The organism is Micrococcus sp. LASM2_SD2, from assembly GCF_057364565.1.
On sequence record NZ_JBNFOB010000005.1, the window covers coordinates 14,299 to 30,509 of the forward strand.

At 71.8% G+C, this 16,211-nt stretch carries 12 protein-coding genes, 1 tRNA gene and 1 pseudogene; 6 read left to right on the forward strand and 8 right to left on the reverse strand.

Going from position 1 to position 16,211, the window contains the following annotated elements:
- Positions 1-168: 168 nt before the first annotated feature.
- The 5 genes from AC2W7A_RS00895 to AC2W7A_RS00915 all read right to left on the reverse strand — a co-directional run bounded on the left by AC2W7A_RS00895 (position 169) and on the right by AC2W7A_RS00915 (position 6,853).
- Complete coding sequence (locus AC2W7A_RS00895) at positions 169-1,812, reverse strand: dipeptide ABC transporter ATP-binding protein (protein WP_485989698.1); 1,644 nt, start codon at positions 1,810-1,812, stop codon at positions 169-171.
- 139 nt (positions 1,813-1,951) lie between these two features.
- A complete protein-coding gene (locus tag AC2W7A_RS00900; protein ID WP_485989686.1) occupies positions 1,952-2,953 on the reverse strand; it encodes an ABC transporter permease in 1,002 nt (333 codons plus the stop codon).
- On the reverse strand, positions 2,950-3,954 hold the full coding sequence (locus AC2W7A_RS00905; protein ID WP_485989687.1) for an ABC transporter permease: 1,005 nt from the start codon (positions 3,952-3,954) through the stop codon (positions 2,950-2,952). Before AC2W7A_RS00905 ends, AC2W7A_RS00900 begins: the two co-directional genes overlap by 4 nt.
- A gap of 145 nt (positions 3,955-4,099) precedes the next feature.
- Positions 4,100-5,776 (reverse strand): ABC transporter substrate-binding protein, encoded by a 1,677-nt coding sequence (locus AC2W7A_RS00910; RefSeq protein WP_485989688.1) that lies wholly within the window; start codon positions 5,774-5,776, stop codon positions 4,100-4,102.
- Positions 5,777-5,959: 183 nt separating this feature from the next.
- Entirely contained in the window at positions 5,960-6,853 is an 894-nt protein-coding gene (locus AC2W7A_RS00915; RefSeq protein WP_485989689.1) for a glycerophosphodiester phosphodiesterase family protein, read from the reverse strand.
- Positions 6,854-7,108: 255 nt separating this feature from the next.
- On the opposite strand from AC2W7A_RS00915, the gene AC2W7A_RS00920 reads away from it, so the two are divergent.
- Positions 7,109-8,401: a DUF445 domain-containing protein gene (locus AC2W7A_RS00920; protein ID WP_485989690.1), complete on the forward strand. Its 1,293-nt coding sequence runs from the start codon at positions 7,109-7,111 to the stop codon at positions 8,399-8,401.
- A gap of 147 nt (positions 8,402-8,548) precedes the next feature.
- On the opposite strand, the gene AC2W7A_RS00925 is transcribed toward AC2W7A_RS00920, so the two are convergent.
- Entirely contained in the window at positions 8,549-9,541 is a 993-nt protein-coding gene (locus AC2W7A_RS00925; protein WP_485989691.1) for a hypothetical protein, read from the reverse strand.
- Positions 9,542-9,675: 134 nt separating this feature from the next.
- Positions 9,676-10,389, reverse strand: a complete 714-nt coding sequence (locus AC2W7A_RS00930) for an alpha/beta hydrolase (protein WP_485989693.1) — start codon at positions 10,387-10,389, stop codon at positions 9,676-9,678.
- 945 nt (positions 10,390-11,334) lie between these two features.
- On the opposite strand from AC2W7A_RS00930, the pseudogene AC2W7A_RS00935 reads away from it, so the two are divergent.
- Positions 11,335-13,046, forward strand: a pseudogene (locus AC2W7A_RS00935) (D-arabinono-1,4-lactone oxidase).
- An 11-nt stretch (positions 13,047-13,057) separates the two neighbouring features.
- Positions 13,058-13,477, forward strand: a complete 420-nt coding sequence (locus AC2W7A_RS00940) for an HXXEE domain-containing protein (protein ID WP_485989694.1) — start codon at positions 13,058-13,060, stop codon at positions 13,475-13,477.
- A gap of 186 nt (positions 13,478-13,663) precedes the next feature.
- Here AC2W7A_RS00940 and AC2W7A_RS00945 read toward each other — a convergent pair.
- Positions 13,664-13,736, reverse strand: a tRNA-Lys gene (locus AC2W7A_RS00945).
- Positions 13,737-13,977: 241 nt separating this feature from the next.
- Here AC2W7A_RS00945 and AC2W7A_RS00950 point away from each other — a divergent pair.
- The 3 genes from AC2W7A_RS00950 to AC2W7A_RS00960 all read left to right on the forward strand — a co-directional run.
- Positions 13,978-14,649, forward strand: a complete 672-nt coding sequence (locus tag AC2W7A_RS00950; protein WP_485989695.1) for a hypothetical protein — start codon at positions 13,978-13,980, stop codon at positions 14,647-14,649.
- 188 nt (positions 14,650-14,837) lie between these two features.
- The gene (locus AC2W7A_RS00955; protein WP_485989696.1) at positions 14,838-15,464 is read left to right on the forward strand and encodes a hypothetical protein; all 627 of its coding nucleotides are present in this window, start codon (positions 14,838-14,840) and stop codon (positions 15,462-15,464) included.
- Positions 15,465-15,474: 10 nt separating this feature from the next.
- Positions 15,475-16,211, forward strand: a 737-nt coding sequence (locus AC2W7A_RS00960) for an inorganic phosphate transporter (RefSeq protein ID WP_485989697.1), incomplete at its 3' end; no start/stop codon positions are given.

A 16,211-nucleotide genomic window follows, 5' to 3' on the forward strand; every position in this document is an offset into this window, starting at 1 on the left:
GAGTAGTCCCGGTCACAGGGGAACGGGCGTTCTGTCACACACGACGACGGCACTCACCTCGCTGAGGTGAGTGCCGTCGTCGGGACGGCCGGCTGCGCAGGCCTCGACGGTCTCCCGAACGAAAGCGGTCGGGGACTCGACGGCTTCCCGAACGACAACGGTCCAGGGTCAGACGTGGGTGCCGTCGCCCTCCACCGCGATGCCAAGCTCGTTGCCCGGGATCGAGGCGAGCAGGCGGCGCGTGTACGGGTGCCGCGGGTTGGTGAAGACCTCCTCGGAGGAGGCCGCCTCCACCAGCTCGCCGTCCTTCATCACGCACACGTAGTCCGAGATGAGCCGGACCACCGCGAGGTCGTGGGAGATGAACAGGTAGCTCAGCCCCAGCTCGTCCTGCAGGTCCTTGAGCAGGTCCAGGATCTGCGCCTGCACGAGCACGTCCAGGGCGGACACCGGCTCGTCGCACACGATCAGCTCCGGGTTCAGCGCCAGGGCGCGTGCGATGGACACGCGTTGGCGCTGGCCGCCGGAGAGCTCGGTGGGATAGCGGCGGTAGAAGTGCTGCGGCAGCGCGACCTGGTCCATCAGCTCCAGCACGCGCGCCCGGCGCTGCCTGGCGTTGCCCCGCTTGTAGGCCTGCAGCGGCTCCTCGATGATCCGCCCGACCGTGAACATGGGGTTCAGCGAGGAGAACGGGTCCTGGAAGACCGCCTGCACGCGCTGGCGGAAGTCCTTCAGGTCCCTGCCCTTCAGGCCCAGCACGTCCTTGCCGTCGAAGGTGATGGAGCCGGAGGTCGGCTCGATCAGCTTCAGCAGCATGCGTGCCGTGGTGGTCTTGCCGGAGCCGGACTCGCCCACGATCGAGACGGTCTTTCCGCGCGGGATCTTCAGGGAGACGTCCTTGGCGGCGTAGAAGTCGTCCTGGCCGCGGATCGGGTAGACCTTCGTGAGGCCGTCGATCTCGACCAGCGGGGTGAGGTCCTTCTTCTGGAACGCCACCGTGGAGATCGCCGCGGTGTCGTCCGGGGCGAGGTCCTGCGGCGCCGGGTCGAAGGACTCCGGCAGCAGCCGGGCGGCAGCCACGGACGGGGCCGCCTTCACCAGCGACTGTGTGTACGGGTGCTGCGGGGACTCCAGGATCTGCCGGGCGTCGCCGTGCTCCACCACCTTGCCGCGATGCATCACCACGAGGTGCTGCGCGCGCTCGGCGGCCAGGCCGAGGTCATGCGTGATCAGCAGGACCGAGGAGCCGAGCTCCTGCGTCATCTCGTCGATCTGGTCCAGGATCACCTGCTGGACGGTCACGTCCAGCGCGGAGGTCGGCTCGTCCGCGATGAGCAGCTTCGGCCGGCACGCCAGGCCGATCGCGATCAGCACGCGCTGGCGCAGGCCGCCGGAGAGCTCGTGCGGGTACTGCTTGGCCCGCTTGGCCGGATCGGGGATGCCGGCCCGCTCCATGACCTCGATGACCTTGGCCTTCACGTCCTGCTTCGTGGCCGCCTTGTGGGTCAGCAGGGTCTCGGCGATCTGCTGGCCCACCCGGGTCACCGGGTTCAGGTTGGACATCGGGTCCTGCGGGACCAGGCCGATCTTGCCGCCGCGGATGTGGCGCATCTTCGACTCGGGCATGCCGACCAGCTCCTGGCCGTCGAACATGATCGAGCCGGAGGACACCCTGCCGTTGCCGGCCAGCAGGCCGATCGCGGCCATCGCGGTGGTGGACTTGCCGGAGCCGGACTCGCCCACGATCGCCAGCGTGCCGCTGGCGGGCAGGGTGAGGTTCGCGTCCTCCACCGCGTGCACGGACCCGTGCATGGTGGAGAACTCGATGTTCAGGTCCCTGACCTCCAGGAGCGGGGCGCCGGCGGGCGTCTCCGGCTCCCGGCGGACCGGGGCGTCCTGGGCGGCCGCCTCGCGGGCGGCGTCGTCTGCGCGGTGTGAGCTCATCGTCCGATCACCTCGTCCGGGACTTGGGGTCGAGGGCCTCGCGCAGGGACTCGCCCAGCAGCGTGAAACCCAGGGCGGTCAGCGCGATGCAGAAGCCCGGCAGGAACGCGAGCCACGGGGCGATGCCCAGCTCGGCCTGCGCGTAGGTCAGCATGCGGCCCCACTCGGCGGTCTCGGGGCGTCCGCCGCCGAGGCCCAGGAAGGACAGGGCCGCCGCGTCGATCACCGCGGTGGCCAGGGTCAGGGTGGCCTGCACGATCACCGGGCCCACCGAGTTCGGCAGGACGTGGGACATGGTGATGGTGCGGCGGGACAGGCCCAGGGTCTGCGCGGCGAGCACGTAGTCCTGGCCCTTCTGGGACAGCATCGAGGAGCGCAGCAGACGCGCGAAGATCGGCACCTGGGAGACACCGATCGCGATCATGACCGCGTTCGGGCTCTGGCCGAGCACGGCCGCGATGGACACCGCGAGCAGCAGGTTCGGGACCGAGAGCAGGATGTCCACGATGCGCATGACCACCGAGTCGACCCAGCCGCCGAAGGCGCCGGCGAGCAGACCCAGGGCCATGCCGCCGATCAGCCCGAGCGCGGTGGAGACCACGCCGATGATCAGGGACGCCTGAGCGCCCCAGATCAGCTTGGACAGGACGTCTCCGCCGAAGCGGTCCAGGCCCAGCGGGTGGCCGTCGAGCTCACCGGGTCCCGGGATGGCGCCCGGGGTGATCTCACGTGCGCCGGGGACCGCGGTCCCGGGGTACGGGGCGATCAGCGGGGCGAGGACCGAGACCAGCAGGAACAGGACCACGATCACGAAGCCGGCGATGGCCGCCGGGTTCCGGCGCAGCCGGATGAACGCGTCCTTCCACAGGCTCGTGCCGCGGGTGTCCATCCCGGGCTCGGAGGTCTTCTGCGTCTGCCCGGCGGTCACGGACTCCTCGGCGGCCGACCCGGCGGGGGTCATGTCCGCGCCGGGGGCGCCGGAGGGGTTCGGGGGGAGGTTGACACTCATGAGACACGCACCCTCGGGTCGATCAGGCCGTATGAGACGTCCACGACCAGGTTGATGAGCGAGTAGATCAGGGCGACCAGGATGATGAAGCCCTGCAGCACCGGGAAGTCCAGGTTGAAGATGGCGTCCCAGAGGAACGATCCGATGCCGTTGAACGCGAACACCGTCTCCGTGAGCACGGCACCGGAGATCAGCAGGCCCAGCTGCAGGCCGAGCGTGGTGACCACCGGGAGCATGGCGTTGCGCATCACGAAGCGGTCCCGGATCAGGCGCGGGGCCAGGCCCTTCGCCTTCGCGGTGCGCACGAAGTCGGCGTTCTGCACCTCCAGGACGGAGGCCCGGGTGATGCGGGCGATGATCGCCAGCGGGATCGTGCCCAGGGCGACGCCCGGCAGGATCAGGTGGGTGATCGCGTTCCAGGCCGCGTCGTACTCACCGGTGATCAGGCCGTCGAACACGTAGAAGTTCGTGTAGTGCGTCGCGTCGATGCGGGCGTCCTGCCGGCCGTCGGTCGGCAGCCAGCCCAGCTCCACCGCGAACACCCACTTGAGCAGGAACGCGAGGAAGAAGACCGGCACCACCACGCCCAGCAGCGAGAGCACCACCGCGAACTGGTCCTGCCACTTCCCCACGTGCTTCGCGGCCCAGTAGCCGAGCGGGATGCCCAGGACCACGGCGAAGACGATCGCGAAGACGGACAGCTCGAGGGTGGCCGGGAACCGGGAGACGAACTCGTCCATCACGGGCCGGCTCGTCAGGATCGAGTTGCCGAAGTCGCCCTGGACCATTTTGCCCATGTAGGTGACGTACTGCTCCAGGATCGGCTTGTCGAAGCCGTAGGCGGCGTTCACCCGGGCGACGGCCTCAGGGGTGGCCTTCTCGCCCAGCAGCGCGGTCGCGGGACCGCCCGGCAGGGCGCGGACCCACCAGAACAGCAGCAGGGACAGGCCGAAGAGGGTGGGGATCAACAGCAGCAGGCGCTTGCCGATCATTCTCAGCATTCCGGTTCCTCACGGAAGGTGCGGCGGGAGGCGGACGGGACGGGCCGTCGTCGTTCCTCCCCTTCAGACGGGAGATGCCCTCCGGACCGGGACATGCGCCGGGCGCACGAGGCGCCCGGCGCATGTCCGGACCGAGGGGGTCAGATCACTCGGAGAGCTCGATCTCGTTGTAGACCTCGTCGTTGACCGGGCTGGCCGGGTAGCTGGTCACGCGCTCGGAGAAGGCGAGCGACGGGGCCGGGTGGGCCAGCGGGATGGACGGGACGTACTCGGAGATCATCTTGTTGATCTCCTCGTACTTCGGGGTCTGCTCGTCCAGCTCCGGGATCTGACGGGCCTCGGCCAGCGCCTTGAACAGCTCCGGGTTGTCGAAGCCGAACTCCGGCTTCTCGCCGCCGAAGAACACGCCCACGAAGTTGTCCGTGTCGTTGTAGTCGCCGGTCCAGCCGAGCAGGTGGATGCCGTGGTCATCCGTGGCCTGGACCTGGTCCAGGTAGTCCGGGGACCACTTCTGCGGCTTGGCCTCGGTCTTGATGCCGACCTCCTTCAGCTGGCCCGAGAGGTTCGAGAACACCTGCTCCGGGGTCGGCATGTACGGACGGGAGACGCCGGTCGGGTAGTTGAAGTCGATGGTGAAGCCGTCCTCGTAGCCGGCCTCCTTCAGCAGCTCCTTGGCCTTCTCCGGGTCGTACTCGTACTTCTCCACGTCCTCGGTGTAGCCGTTCACGGAGTCCGGGATGAAGTTGATCGCGGTCTTGGTGCCCTCCGGCAGGGTCTGCTTGACCAGCGCGTCCTTGTCGATCGCGTAGGCGATCGCCTGGCGGACCTTCACGTCCTTGAGCTCTTCGTTCGCCTGGTTCAGGCCGAGGTACAGGATGGTGAACGGGTCGCGGTTCATCACGTTGAAGCCGGCGTCCTTGAGGGACTGCACGTCCGCCGGGGCCACGAGGTCGTAGCCGTCGATGCCTCCGGACTCGAGGGCCTGACGGCGGGCCACCGGGTCGTCGATCACGCGGAAGTTGATCTTCTGGACCTGGCCCTGCTCGCCCCAGTAGTCCTCGTAGGCGGAGAGCTCGATGTTCTCGCCCACGTTCCACTTGTCGAACTTGAACGGGCCGGTGCCCACCGGGTGCTCACGGGCGTACTCGGAGAGGGTGGGGGCCTCGGCGGAGCCGCTGATGTCGTCCGCGCCGTACTCCTCCATGGCGGTGGGGGACTGCATGGCGAACGCCGGCAGGGACAGGGAGGCGATGAAGCCGGCGAACGGCTGCTTCAGCTTCACGGTGGCCTTGTGGTCCTCGGTGGCCTCGCAGGACTCGTACACGGCGTCCTCCGGCTTGTCCTTGAAGCCGCGGAACAGCTTGCCGTAGTAGTACGCCAGGGACTCGGACTGGGCGATGCCCTCGAACTCGTACCAGCGGTCGAAGTTCGCGCAGACGGCCTCGGCGTTGAACTCCGTGCCGTCGTGGAACGTGACGTCCTTCTTCAGGGTGAACTCGTAGGTCTTGCCGTCCTCCGAGGCCTCCCAGGACTCGGCGAGCAGCGGCTCCGGGTCCGCGGTGCCCTCCTTCACTCCCACGAGGCCCTCGAAGATCTGACGGGAGACGCGGAAGGACTCGCCGTCCGAGGCGAAGGCCGGGTCCAGGGTCTTGGGGTCAGAGGAGGCGGCGAAGATGAACGTACTGTCCACGTCTCCGCCGGAGCCGGAACCGCCGGCGTTGTCGTCACGCTTGGACTCGGCGCAGCCGGTCAGGACGAGGGCGGCGGACGCGGTGACGGCCGCGGCGGCCAGGAAACGGCGCTTGGGGGTGCGAGCGGGCATGGTGCCTCCAGGTCGGTGCGAGTGGTCCCCGGGTGACGCTCCTCACATACCGGGGTTGCCCGTGATCATACTCACACCCTGAGCGGACGGTGAAGGTCCCCGGCGTGTTACCGCAGTGTCGTCGCGCCCCGCCGGGGCGGCGAGGCCGCCCCGGCGATGCCGCGGAGGCCGTCCCGGGAAGGGTCAGGCCAGGACCACGCCGTCCGCCGCGCGCTCCCTGCGCAGCTCCTCCAGCACTCTCCGGACCTCCGCCGGGCGGTTGGTGGTGATCTCGGGGATGCCGTGCGCGGCCAGGAAGGCGACGTCCTCCAGCAGGTCCACCGTCCACACGCGCAGGCGCCGGCCGGCCGCGGTCCACGCCTTCACGTCCGCCAGGTGCCGGCGGACATAGGCCACGGACGGCCCGGCGAGCTGGGCCCTGCCGCCCCAGACGAGCGCCTCGTTGCCGGCGAGCGCGCGGTGCATGGCCGCCTTCACGGCCGCCCGGGTGACCGGGCCGCGGGCCAGGCGGGAGGCAGACGGCTCCGGGTCCACGTCCACGAGTGCGCAGAGGGCGTCCGGGCCGGTCATGGGGGCAAGGTGGCGCAGGGATCCGGGGTCGAAGGACATGAAGGACACCTGCACGCCGGCGAGCATGCCGGTCTCCGGGTCCCAGCCGTGGGCCACGAGCTCGGCGAGGACGCGCTCCTCCAGCTCGTGGCCGAACGGTGAGGGGTGCTTCAGCTCCACCGCCAGGCGCAGCGGCCGTCCGGCGGACAGGGCGATCTGGAGCAGGTCCGCGAACCGCAACAGCTGCTCCTCGGAACGGCCATACTCACCGGGCAGGTCCGCGGGGTGCCAGCCGTGCACGTCCAGGCGGCGCAGCTGGGCCAGGGTGTGGTCGGCGACCGCCCCGGCGCCGTCCGAGCAGCGGTCCACCGTGGGGTCGTGCCAGCACACCAACTCACGGTCCCGCGTGAGGCGGACGTCACACTCGAGGCCGTCCGCGCCCACCGCCAGGGCATGGAGGTAGGCGGCCCGGGTGTGCTCGGCGAAGTCTGCGGACGCGCCCCGATGGGCGATGACCAGCGGTGTCATGGCCCCGACCCTAGGGAGCGGACGTGACGGCGCGGTGAACTGCCGGCATGGTGCGGGCCACGGGCACCCGGACATCCGGCACAGACCTCCCCGGGCGTCCGGCACAGACAGCATCCGGCGGTGCTGGTTCAATGGTCGTCACCGCAGATCGCCGTCGTCCCGGGCCCAGTCCCACGACGACGGCCCGCACCGTCCCCGTCCCCCTCGCCGCCGCCTGTGGCCGGGGCAGACCGCCGACCCTCAGGAGCCCCTGCAGTGACCTCCTCCCCCGCCTCCGGCACCCCGGCCCTCGGCATGGCCGGGATGGACCCGGCCGTGGACGCCCGCGCCCGAGACCTGCGCCGCATGAAGGCCGTGGCCACGGGCCTGCTGGTGGTCCTGGCCGTGGTGTTCGTGGTGGCGTTCGTGCTCCAGGAGCAGCACCCGTGGCTCTCCTACGTCCGGGCCGCCGCCGAGGGCGGCATGGTGGGCGCGCTGGCGGACTGGTTCGCGGTGACCGCGCTGTTCCGGTACCCGATGGGCGTGCCCGTGCCGCACACCGCCCTGATCCCGCGGAAGAAGGACCAGCTCGGGGCGGCGCTGAAGGACTTCGTGCAGGAGAACTTCCTGGACTCGGACGTGGCCCGGGAGAAGGTGCAGGCGCTGCAGGTCTCCGCGCCGCTGGGCCGGTGGCTGCACACCGAGGAGAACGCCGCCCGGGTGGCCGTTCAGGTCTCGGCGGCCGCCCGCCAGGCGGTGTCCGCCGCGGACGACGAGGTCATCCAGGACCTGCTGGGCCAGCTGGTGCAGCGGCACATGGTGGAGCCGGACTGGTCCCCCACGCTCGCCGGCGTGCTGGAGGACGTGCTGGCCGGCCGTCACCATGACACGCTCGTGGACCTGGTGGTGGAGAACACCGGGGACTGGATCGCCGCCCACCCCGAGGTGTTCGTGGAGACCGTGAAGAAGCGGTCCCCGGAGTGGAGCCCGGAGCTGGTGGACCGGCTGCTGGCCGAACGCCTTCACGCCGAGCTGCTGAAGTACCTGGCGGGCGTGCGCCGGGACCGCGACCACGAGGCGCGCCGCTCCGTGGACCAGTGGCTGGCCCAGGTGGCCGAGCGCATGCGGACGGACCCGGACACCCGTGCGTCCGTGGAGCGGCTGAAGCGGAGCCTCTTCACGGACGAGCATCTGCGGGACTGGCTGCGCCGCGCCTGGAACGGGCTGTCCGAGTCCCTGCTCTCGGCGCTGGAGGACACCTCTTCGGACCTGCACCGGGCCCTGGTGGCCGGACTGCGGGACCTCGGCGGCCGTCTCGAGGAGGACCCGGCCGTGCGTGAGCGGGTGGACGCCCTGGCGCGTCAGGCCGCCGCCTCGGCGCTCACCGAGTACGGCCCGGAGCTGACCGGGGTGATCGAGGAGACCGTGCGGCGCTGGGACGGAGCGCAGACCGCCCGCACGCTCGAGCTCTTCGTGGGCAAGGACCTGCAGTTCATCCGCATCAACGGCTCCGTGGTGGGCGCCCTGGCCGGGCTCCTCATCCACGCCCTCGCCACGCTGCTGCTCTGAGCCACGTGACTCCTCCGAACGGACGACGTCTGACGGCCGACGGCTCGGAACGGACGAGGGGACGACGCACGGACCGGTGAGGGTCCGTCGTCGTCCCCCGTGCCGGCGGCGCCCCCCATCAGGGGAGGCGCCGCGGGGTGCGGGCCGTCAGCCCTTCCTTTCCTTGTCCTTGCCGCCGAAGAAGCGGTCCTTCAGGCCGTCGAAGAAGCCCTCGTCCTCCTCCGCGTCCGCGGCGGCGGGCCGGCCGTCCACCGGGGAGGCCACCGGGTTGCCGTCCAGGTCCACCTGGCCGGCGAGCTCCTTCTGGGTCTTCTCCTCCAGGGCGCGGAGCTCCTTCTCGTCCTCGTCCGGGTCGGTGGTGGGGTCGACCACCTCGCCCGGCAGGGTGGCGGGCACCGGGCCGAAGAGGGTCTGCGCGGACTTCACCACGGCCTTGCCCATCGCCCGGTTGCCGACGCCGCCGATCACGGCGCCCACACCGAACGGCACGGCGCGGCCCAGGAAGCCGGCACCCTGGCGGACGAGCATCTTCCGCATGAACTTCTTCTTCATCTGCTGGACCAGCAGCTCGGACATGCCGCCCTGGCCGCCGATCCCCATGAGGGCGGACAGGCCCGCGGCGTTCGCGGCGCCGCCAGGCATGGCGGAGCCACCGCGCTGGCCGCTGGCGAACTCACGGAGCAGCTTCTTGCCGTCGTCACCGAGCATGAGGGCCATGACGAGGGCCTCGGCACGCTGGGGGTCCTCGGTGGTGATGCCGTGCAGCTCGGCGATGGACTGCGCGTAGAGGGCGGTCGTCTCCATGAAGCCCACCACCGCGGCCGCGGAGAGGCCGAGGGCGGCCACCGTGCCGATGCCCGGGATGATCGCGGTGCCGCCCACCGCGGCGCCGGCGCCGGTCACGGCCAGCAGGTACTGGTCCGTCAGCCGGTCCGCGAGCTGTGCGGGGCCCTCGTCCGGGTTCTTTTTGTGCAGGCGGCGGATGTTGGCCAGCACGAGCGGGCGCTGGACCTTGATGGCCCGCTGCACGGCCTTCTGGAACCCGTCGGTCGGGTTGCCGTCCTTGTCGAATGCACTGTTCATCGCGACGTTCATCGCCTTCCCACCGGCGAGGCGTCCGAGCATCGAGTTCTTTGCCATGGCGGACACAGTAGCCCCAGGTCCGGGCGGCGCGAGAGGCCTGGGACGCGTTGTGCGCCCAGAGCGTGACGAACCCGCTCCCCGCGCGGCCGGCCTCCCGTCTCCGGGGGCGCCGCGCCGAGGCGTCGTGCCGGTCAGGAGGCGAGCACGTGCTCGAGGAAGATCTTCACGTCCCGGCCCATCTCCGGGCTGACGGAGTGCAGGATCCCCGGGTAGGTGCGGGCGGTCAGGCGAGTGTGCTCGTGCACCCAGACGTCCGTGTACGCGATCGCGCCGTCGTGGATCACCGGGTCGGCCGGGTCGCGGCCCCAGAAGAAGGGACGCGGGCCGGGGCCCTCCGGGGGCGAGTCGAGGGTCTCCAGGAGGGCGTCCTGGAGGACGAACCCGGCCAGCCCCACGCCGCAGGCGAAGGCCTCGGGGCGGACCCGGACGGCCGTCGTCGCCATGGCCATGCCCTGGGAGAAGCCGAGCACGGAGACGGAGCGGAAGCGGTGGCGGGTGACGGCCTCGTCCGCGAGGACGTCGTAGACGCGGTGGACGGCGGCGAGGACCTGGGAGAACTCGCCCTTCAGGCTCAGGTCCAGCAGGAACCAGCCCCAGGCGCCGGGGTCGTCCGGCAGGCCCTCGGTGGCGTTCGCGTCGATCTCCAGGCCGCCGCGCACGGCCAGGCCGGTGCAGCGCTCGGGGAGCATCGGGAAGAAGCGGGCTCCGGCGCGGCGCTCGTTCGTGCCGTAGCCGTGGAACACGAGCACCAGGTCGGTGCCGTCCCGCTCGGCCGCGGGACGGGACCAGAGGACATGGCTTCCGCTGGCGAGCCGCTCGGATGCGGGCAGGGTGGTCCCGGACATGATGCAATCGTAGCCGTGACGAAGCACACTTCCGCCCAGGCCACGGACGCGGCCGCGGAGGCGGCCCGGCCGCCGTACGAGAGATACACCGCGGCCCTGCGCCGCATGCAGAACGACCTGCCGCCGGCCCCGGTGGCCCTGCTGGACCTCACGGCGTTCTGCGCCAACGCCGCGGACATGACCCGCCGCGCCGCCGGCACCCCCATCCGGGTGGCCTCGAAGTCCCTGCGCATCCGCCGGGCGATCGAGACCGCCCTGGCCGAGCCCGGCTACTCCGGCGTCATGTCCTTCACCCTCGCCGAGGCCCTCTGGCTGCAGGAGTGCGGGCACACGGACCTGCTGGTGGCCTACCCCACCGTGGACCGCCAGGCCCTCAGCGCCTGGGTGCGCTCGGCCGAGGCCCGCAGGGAGATCACCGTGGTGGTGGACTCCGTGGAGCACCTCGAGCTGATCGAGGACATCCAATGGAGGGCCGGCCTGCACCCGGTGCAGTTCAGCGCTGAGATGCCGCCGCTGCGGATCTGCCTCGACCTGGACGCGGCCTGGCAGCCGACCGCCTTCACCTGGTTCCGCTTCGGCGCCCTCCGCTCGCCCGTGAAGACCGCCAAGCAGGCACGGGTGATGGCGGAGAAGATCATCGGCACCCCGGGCTGCGCGCTGGTGGGCGTGCTCGCCTACGAGGGCCAGGTGGCCGGTCTGCCCGAGGGCGGCGGCCCCCGATCCCTGGCGATCCGCGGCATCAAGGCCGCCTCCGTCCGGGACCTGTCCTCCCGCCGCGTGGAGATGGTGGCGGCGATCCGTGAGGTCGCCGAGCGCCACGGTGTGGAGCTGGAGTTCGTCAACGGCGGCGGCACCGGCTCCATCGAGACCACGGTGGGCGAGGGTGCGGTCACGGAGATCGGCGCCGGCTCCGGCCTGATGGGCCCGGCCAGCTTCGACGGCTTCATGGGATTCGACGTCCGGCCCGCGAGCTTCTTCATCTGCCCGGTGGCGCGCCGCACCGACCCCACGATCGTCACCGTCACCGGCGGCGGCTGGATCGCCTCCGGCGTCCCCGGACCGGACCGCTCCCCCACCGTGGCCTGGCCCGAGGGGCTGACGTATTCGGGCCAGGAGGGCGCCGGCGAGGTCCAGACCCCGCTGCGCGGCCCGGGCGCCCCGCGCCCTGAAGCTCGGCGACCCGGTGTTCTTCCGCCATGCCAAGGCCGGCGAGCCGGCCGAGCACCTGGCCGCCGTGGCCGTCTACAGCCAGGCGGACGACGAGATCGTGGACGTCTGGCCCACCTACCGCGGCGAGGGGAAGGTGTTCCTGTGAGCGGCCGGGCCTCCGGCCGGGGCACGACGACGGCCGCCTCCTCCCGCAACTGGGGCTCCTCCGAGACGTGGTCGCCCTCGGCGACCGTGCGTCCGGAGGGACTGGACGAGCTCGCCTCCGTGGTGGCGCAGACCGCCGCCCGCGGCGGCCGGGTGAAGCCGATCGGCGCGGGGCACTCTTTCTCCCCGATCGCGGCCACGGACGACGTGCAGCTGGACCTCGGTGCCCTGAGCGGGCTCACCCGGGTGGACCGGGATGCCGGGCGGGTGCGGGCCGGGCCGGGACCCACCTCTATGCGCTCGGTCCCCTGCTCGGCGCCCACGGCCTGGCCCTGGCGAACATGGGGGACATCGACCGGCAGACCGTGGGCGGGGCGATCAGCACCTCCACCCACGGCACCGGGCTGCGGTGCACGGGCTACGCCGGCATGGTCACCGGCCTGGAGCTCCTCACTGCGGACGGGACGCTGCGCTGGGTGGACGCCGCCCACGAGCCGGAGCTGTTCGAGGCGGCCCGGGTCAGCCTGGGCGCTCTCGGCGTGATCACCGAGGCGGAGTTCGCGGTCTGCGAGTCCTTCCTGCTGCGCGCCGAGGAGCAGGCCGAGCCGATCGAGGAGACGGTCGCCCGGTTCGAGGAGCGGTCGCGGGCGGCCGACCACCACGAGTTCTACTGGTTCCCGGGCACCGGCCTGGGCCTGACCAGGACCAACACCCGGATCCCCCTCGGCGCCGGCCTGGACCCGCTGCCTCCGCTGCGCACGAGGCTCATGGACGGGGTGCTGGCCAACGGCGTCTACGAGCTGATGTGCCGCCTGGGCGCGGCGGCCCCGCGGACCGTGGCCGCGCTGAACCGGCTCTCCTGCCGCGGCGTGGACCGGCGCACCTACACGGACGTGTCCTACAACGTGTTCGTGGCGGACCGCTCGGTGCGGTTCAAGGAGATGGAGTACGCGCTGCCCCTGGAGGCCTTCGAGCAGGCGTTCGAAGGGCTGCGTGAGATCAGCGCCGCCATGTTCCGGGACGGGCGCGGGGTGTCCTTCCCCGTGGAGGTCCGCACCGCAGCGGCGGACGACGTGTGGCTGTCCGCCGCCCACGGCCGCGAGTCCGTGTACATCGCCGTGCACCGCTACCACCGCGAGGACCCCACGGAATACTTCCGCGAGGTCGAGGACCTGTTCGTCTCCCTCGGCGGACGACCGCACTGGGGCAAGATGCACACCCGGGACGCCGCCTGGGCCGCTCAGGCCTACCCGCACCACGCGGACTGGTGCCGGGTGCGCGATGCCGTGGACCCACGGCGCGTGTTCACGAACCGGTACGTGGAGCGGCTCTTCGGGGCCTGAGGGACGGACCCGTGTCTATCCCAGGGCCGACGGCGCTGTTCCTCGCGTGGGCCACGCATGATCTGGAGGAGATCGTCGCCTTTCCCTCGACCAGCAGACGTCTCGCCCGGATCACCGGTTCCCCTGCCCTGGAGATGGGGGTCCGCGAGTCTGTGGTCGCCGTCGGAGGGATGGCCGTGGTGGTCGGAACGGCATGCCTGCGGGGTGCGCGCAGCAAGGGTGCCTCGCCCGCCTATCGGGCCGTGGTCGCGGGGTTGGAAGCGCACATCGCCACCCACCTGATGGCTTCGCTGTGCCTGCGCGCCTACACCGCCGGTGTCCTCACTGCCGTCCCGATATGGGTCTCGGGGTCCAGGCGGCGAAGCGCGACCTCGCCCACCGCGGCGTCACCCTGGAGCCAGGTGACTACCGTCGCGGCGCGGCATTGCTGATCCCCGCCGCCCTCATCTGTCAGGGTGCGGCACGGCTGACACGGTTCTTCCGCTGAGGCGGACGCACACGGCCGGCACCGGACCCCGTTCGAGAGGCCTCCCGTGCCTCCGCGTGCGGCACCTCACCGGTCCGGGTCTGACCTGTGACGACGCCCCTCACCGGGGCAGGTGAGGGGCCGTCTCCTGTGGGCCCTGCGGGGATCGAACCCGCGACCGGCGGATTAAAAGTCCGATGCTCTGCCAGCTGAGCTAAAGGCCCGTGCTCGGCCTCTCGACCGGGCCTGTCGAGTTTATCGCAGGGTGCCGGATCCGCCGGTGCCGTCCCTGACGCTGCCCGGGGATGGACGGCCCCGCGCTGTGGGGGCGGCCTGCGCACGGGCCCCGCCGGGCAGTACCGTGGAGGCGCCCGCACACACCCGGTGCGGGCACCCCGGAGAGGTGAGCGGCCGTCGTCGTGGGTCACCTCCGGATCCGCCGCACGCGAACGAGAGGAGCGCGAGATGGCAGTGCACCGTGCCGCCGGCCGCGGCGCCAGCTCGACCGCGTCCGGGCTGACGCGTCACCACCGGCCACGCCTGTCCACACCGGACGAGCTGACCCGGTTCGCCGGCGGCGAGGACCCCGCCGAGGTGGCCGCGGCGGCCTCCCGGCTCGCCCATGCCCTGGTCACGGGCGGGCAGACGGAACAGGACCCGGACGTCGTGGAGCGGCTGATCGGGCTGGTGGAGGAACTGGGCATCGCCACCGTGGCCGAGCTGTGGGCGGACGCCCCGCCGGTCTCCCTGGCCGGGGCGCTCTGGCGCCTGTACGCCCTGCATGAGGCGACCGCCCGGGACGGCGAGTCCTGGGCGGCCTGGTACCGCGCCGGACACGACGCCCATGTGGCCCGCGCCGTCGCCGGCGCGGTGGAGCCGCCGGGCCCGGAGGAGCTGCGCCGCCTGACCACCACGATCCTCACCGGCGCCTACCGGTCCGAGATCGACGTCGCGTTCGAGCGGGCCGCCGCCTACGCCCGCGTGGTGTCCCTGGGGCAGACCCACCACGCCGCGGACCTGGAGACCGCCGCCCCGGAGCACGCCGCGCGCCTCACCCGCCGCGCGGAACGCCTGCTGGCCACCGCGGAGGCGCTCGAATCCTCGGCTCGTGGCTGGCGCGCCGGATCGCTAGACTGATCTGCAGCGGTGCCGGGCTGCTGGTAACCCCGGGCTCCAACATTTGCCGCTGCGAGCGGCCTTCCGCCGAGAGGCGTTCCCGGTCCGGCACCGCGCCCCCTTGCACCTCCATCCCCGCACCCGACCGGCCCGCACGGACACGCAGCACCGAAGCGTCCCCCAGGGCGAGACCCGTCAGGAGAGGCCCCATGGCGAAGCGCCGGACCTGGCTGACCACCCGCGACACCCCCGCCCTGCTCCACATGGCGGACCTCGCCGGAACGCTCGGCCGTTCGGTCCACACCGTGGCCCAGTCGCCGGCCTCCGAGGGCCTCGCCCGGGATGCGGTGGACCGCGACCTCGCGGACCTGGACGCCTCGGCCTCCGCGTCCCTGATGTCCTTCCTCACCGCGCTGCGCAGCGCCTACGTCACGCCGCTGCCCCGTGAGGACCTGTACCTGCTGGCCTCCGGCATCCACCACGCCGTGCAGCGGGTGGTGGCCGCCGGCATCCTGGTGCACCACGGCCACATGGACGAGCTGCCGGCGGACGCCCTGGACATGCTGGAGACCATCGGCCGCCAGTCCGAGCTGCTCACCGAGGCCACCGGGCAGCTGCGGGACCTGGACGCCCTGGAGGAGACGTGGATCCAGCTCACCCGCGCCTCTCGCCGCACGGACCGCGTCCTGGTGCAGTGGCTGGCCTCGCTCGGCGAGGACCTGCTGCAGCGCGAGTTCAACCGGCAGCGGGAGGTCGCCTGGGCGCTGCAGTCCGCGATCGAGGCGCTGCGGGACGTGAACACCCACCTCGGCGCGATCCTCGTGCGCGAGTCCTGAGGGGCCGGCTGTGATCGTCGGCCTCGCCCTGACGTTCCTTGTCACCTGCGGCTTGGGCGTCCTCACCGGCTTCCGCGACGCCCCGAACTCCGTGGCCCTCGCGGTGCGCTTCCGCGCCCTGTCCCCGCGCATCGCCCTGCAGCTCACCGCCGCGATGAAGGCGTTGGGCGTGGTCTTCGGCACGGGCCTGATGACTCTCTACGCGGCGTTCTTCCTGCACCCGGAGACGAACGGCTGGCCGGGCCTGGTCACCACGAGCGTGGCGATCCTGGTGACGGTCGGCTGGGGTCTGCTGATGTGGTGGCACCGCATCCCCGGCTCCACCACCCACTCGCTGATCTCCAGCCTGTGGGGCACCACGCTCGCCGCCTACCTGGCCGTGGGCACGCACGAGGTGCACCGCATCGGCTCCCACGTGCAGTGGGAGCTGTTCGTGGGGCTGATCGTCTCCCCGCTGCTGGCCTGGGGCGTGGCCCGGCTGCTGACGCCTCCGGTGGTGCGCCTGGGCACCACCGGCTCCACGGTCCGGGTGCAGCACCGGGCCCGTCTGGCGCTGGCCGTGTCCACCTCCGCGTCGGCCTTCGGCCACGGCATGCAGACGGGTCAGCGGATGGGCATCCTGTGGGGCCTGGCGCTGGCGAGCGCCGGTGCGGTCGGCTTCGAGGCGCTCACGCCGGCCCAGCTGTGGACGTGTGCCGCGGTGTTCGCGCGGCGGTGGCCGCGGGCACGCTCGGCGGCGCGTGGCGC

Bases quoted from the DNA above. Each gene is read 5' to 3' on its own strand.
- AC2W7A_RS00895 (WP_485989698.1), bottom strand. From the start codon at position 1,812: ATGCACGGGTCCGTGCACGCGGTGGAGGACGCGAACCTCACCCTGCCC.
- AC2W7A_RS00900 (WP_485989686.1), bottom strand. From the start codon at position 2,953: ATGAGTGTCAACCTCCCCCCGAACCCCTCCGGCGCCCCCGGCGCGGAC.
- AC2W7A_RS00905 (WP_485989687.1), bottom strand. From the start codon at position 3,954: ATGCTGAGAATGATCGGCAAGCGCCTGCTGCTGTTGATCCCCACCCTC.
- AC2W7A_RS00910 (WP_485989688.1), bottom strand. From the start codon at position 5,776: ATGCCCGCTCGCACCCCCAAGCGCCGTTTCCTGGCCGCCGCGGCCGTC.
- AC2W7A_RS00915 (WP_485989689.1), bottom strand. From the start codon at position 6,853: ATGACACCGCTGGTCATCGCCCATCGGGGCGCGTCCGCAGACTTCGCC.
- AC2W7A_RS00925 (WP_485989691.1), bottom strand. From the start codon at position 9,541: ATGGCAAAGAACTCGATGCTCGGACGCCTCGCCGGTGGGAAGGCGATG.
- AC2W7A_RS00930 (WP_485989693.1), bottom strand. From the start codon at position 10,389: ATGTCCGGGACCACCCTGCCCGCATCCGAGCGGCTCGCCAGCGGAAGC.
- AC2W7A_RS00950 (WP_485989695.1), top strand. From the start codon at position 13,978: ATGGCAGTGCACCGTGCCGCCGGCCGCGGCGCCAGCTCGACCGCGTCC.
- AC2W7A_RS00955 (WP_485989696.1), top strand. From the start codon at position 14,838: ATGGCGAAGCGCCGGACCTGGCTGACCACCCGCGACACCCCCGCCCTG.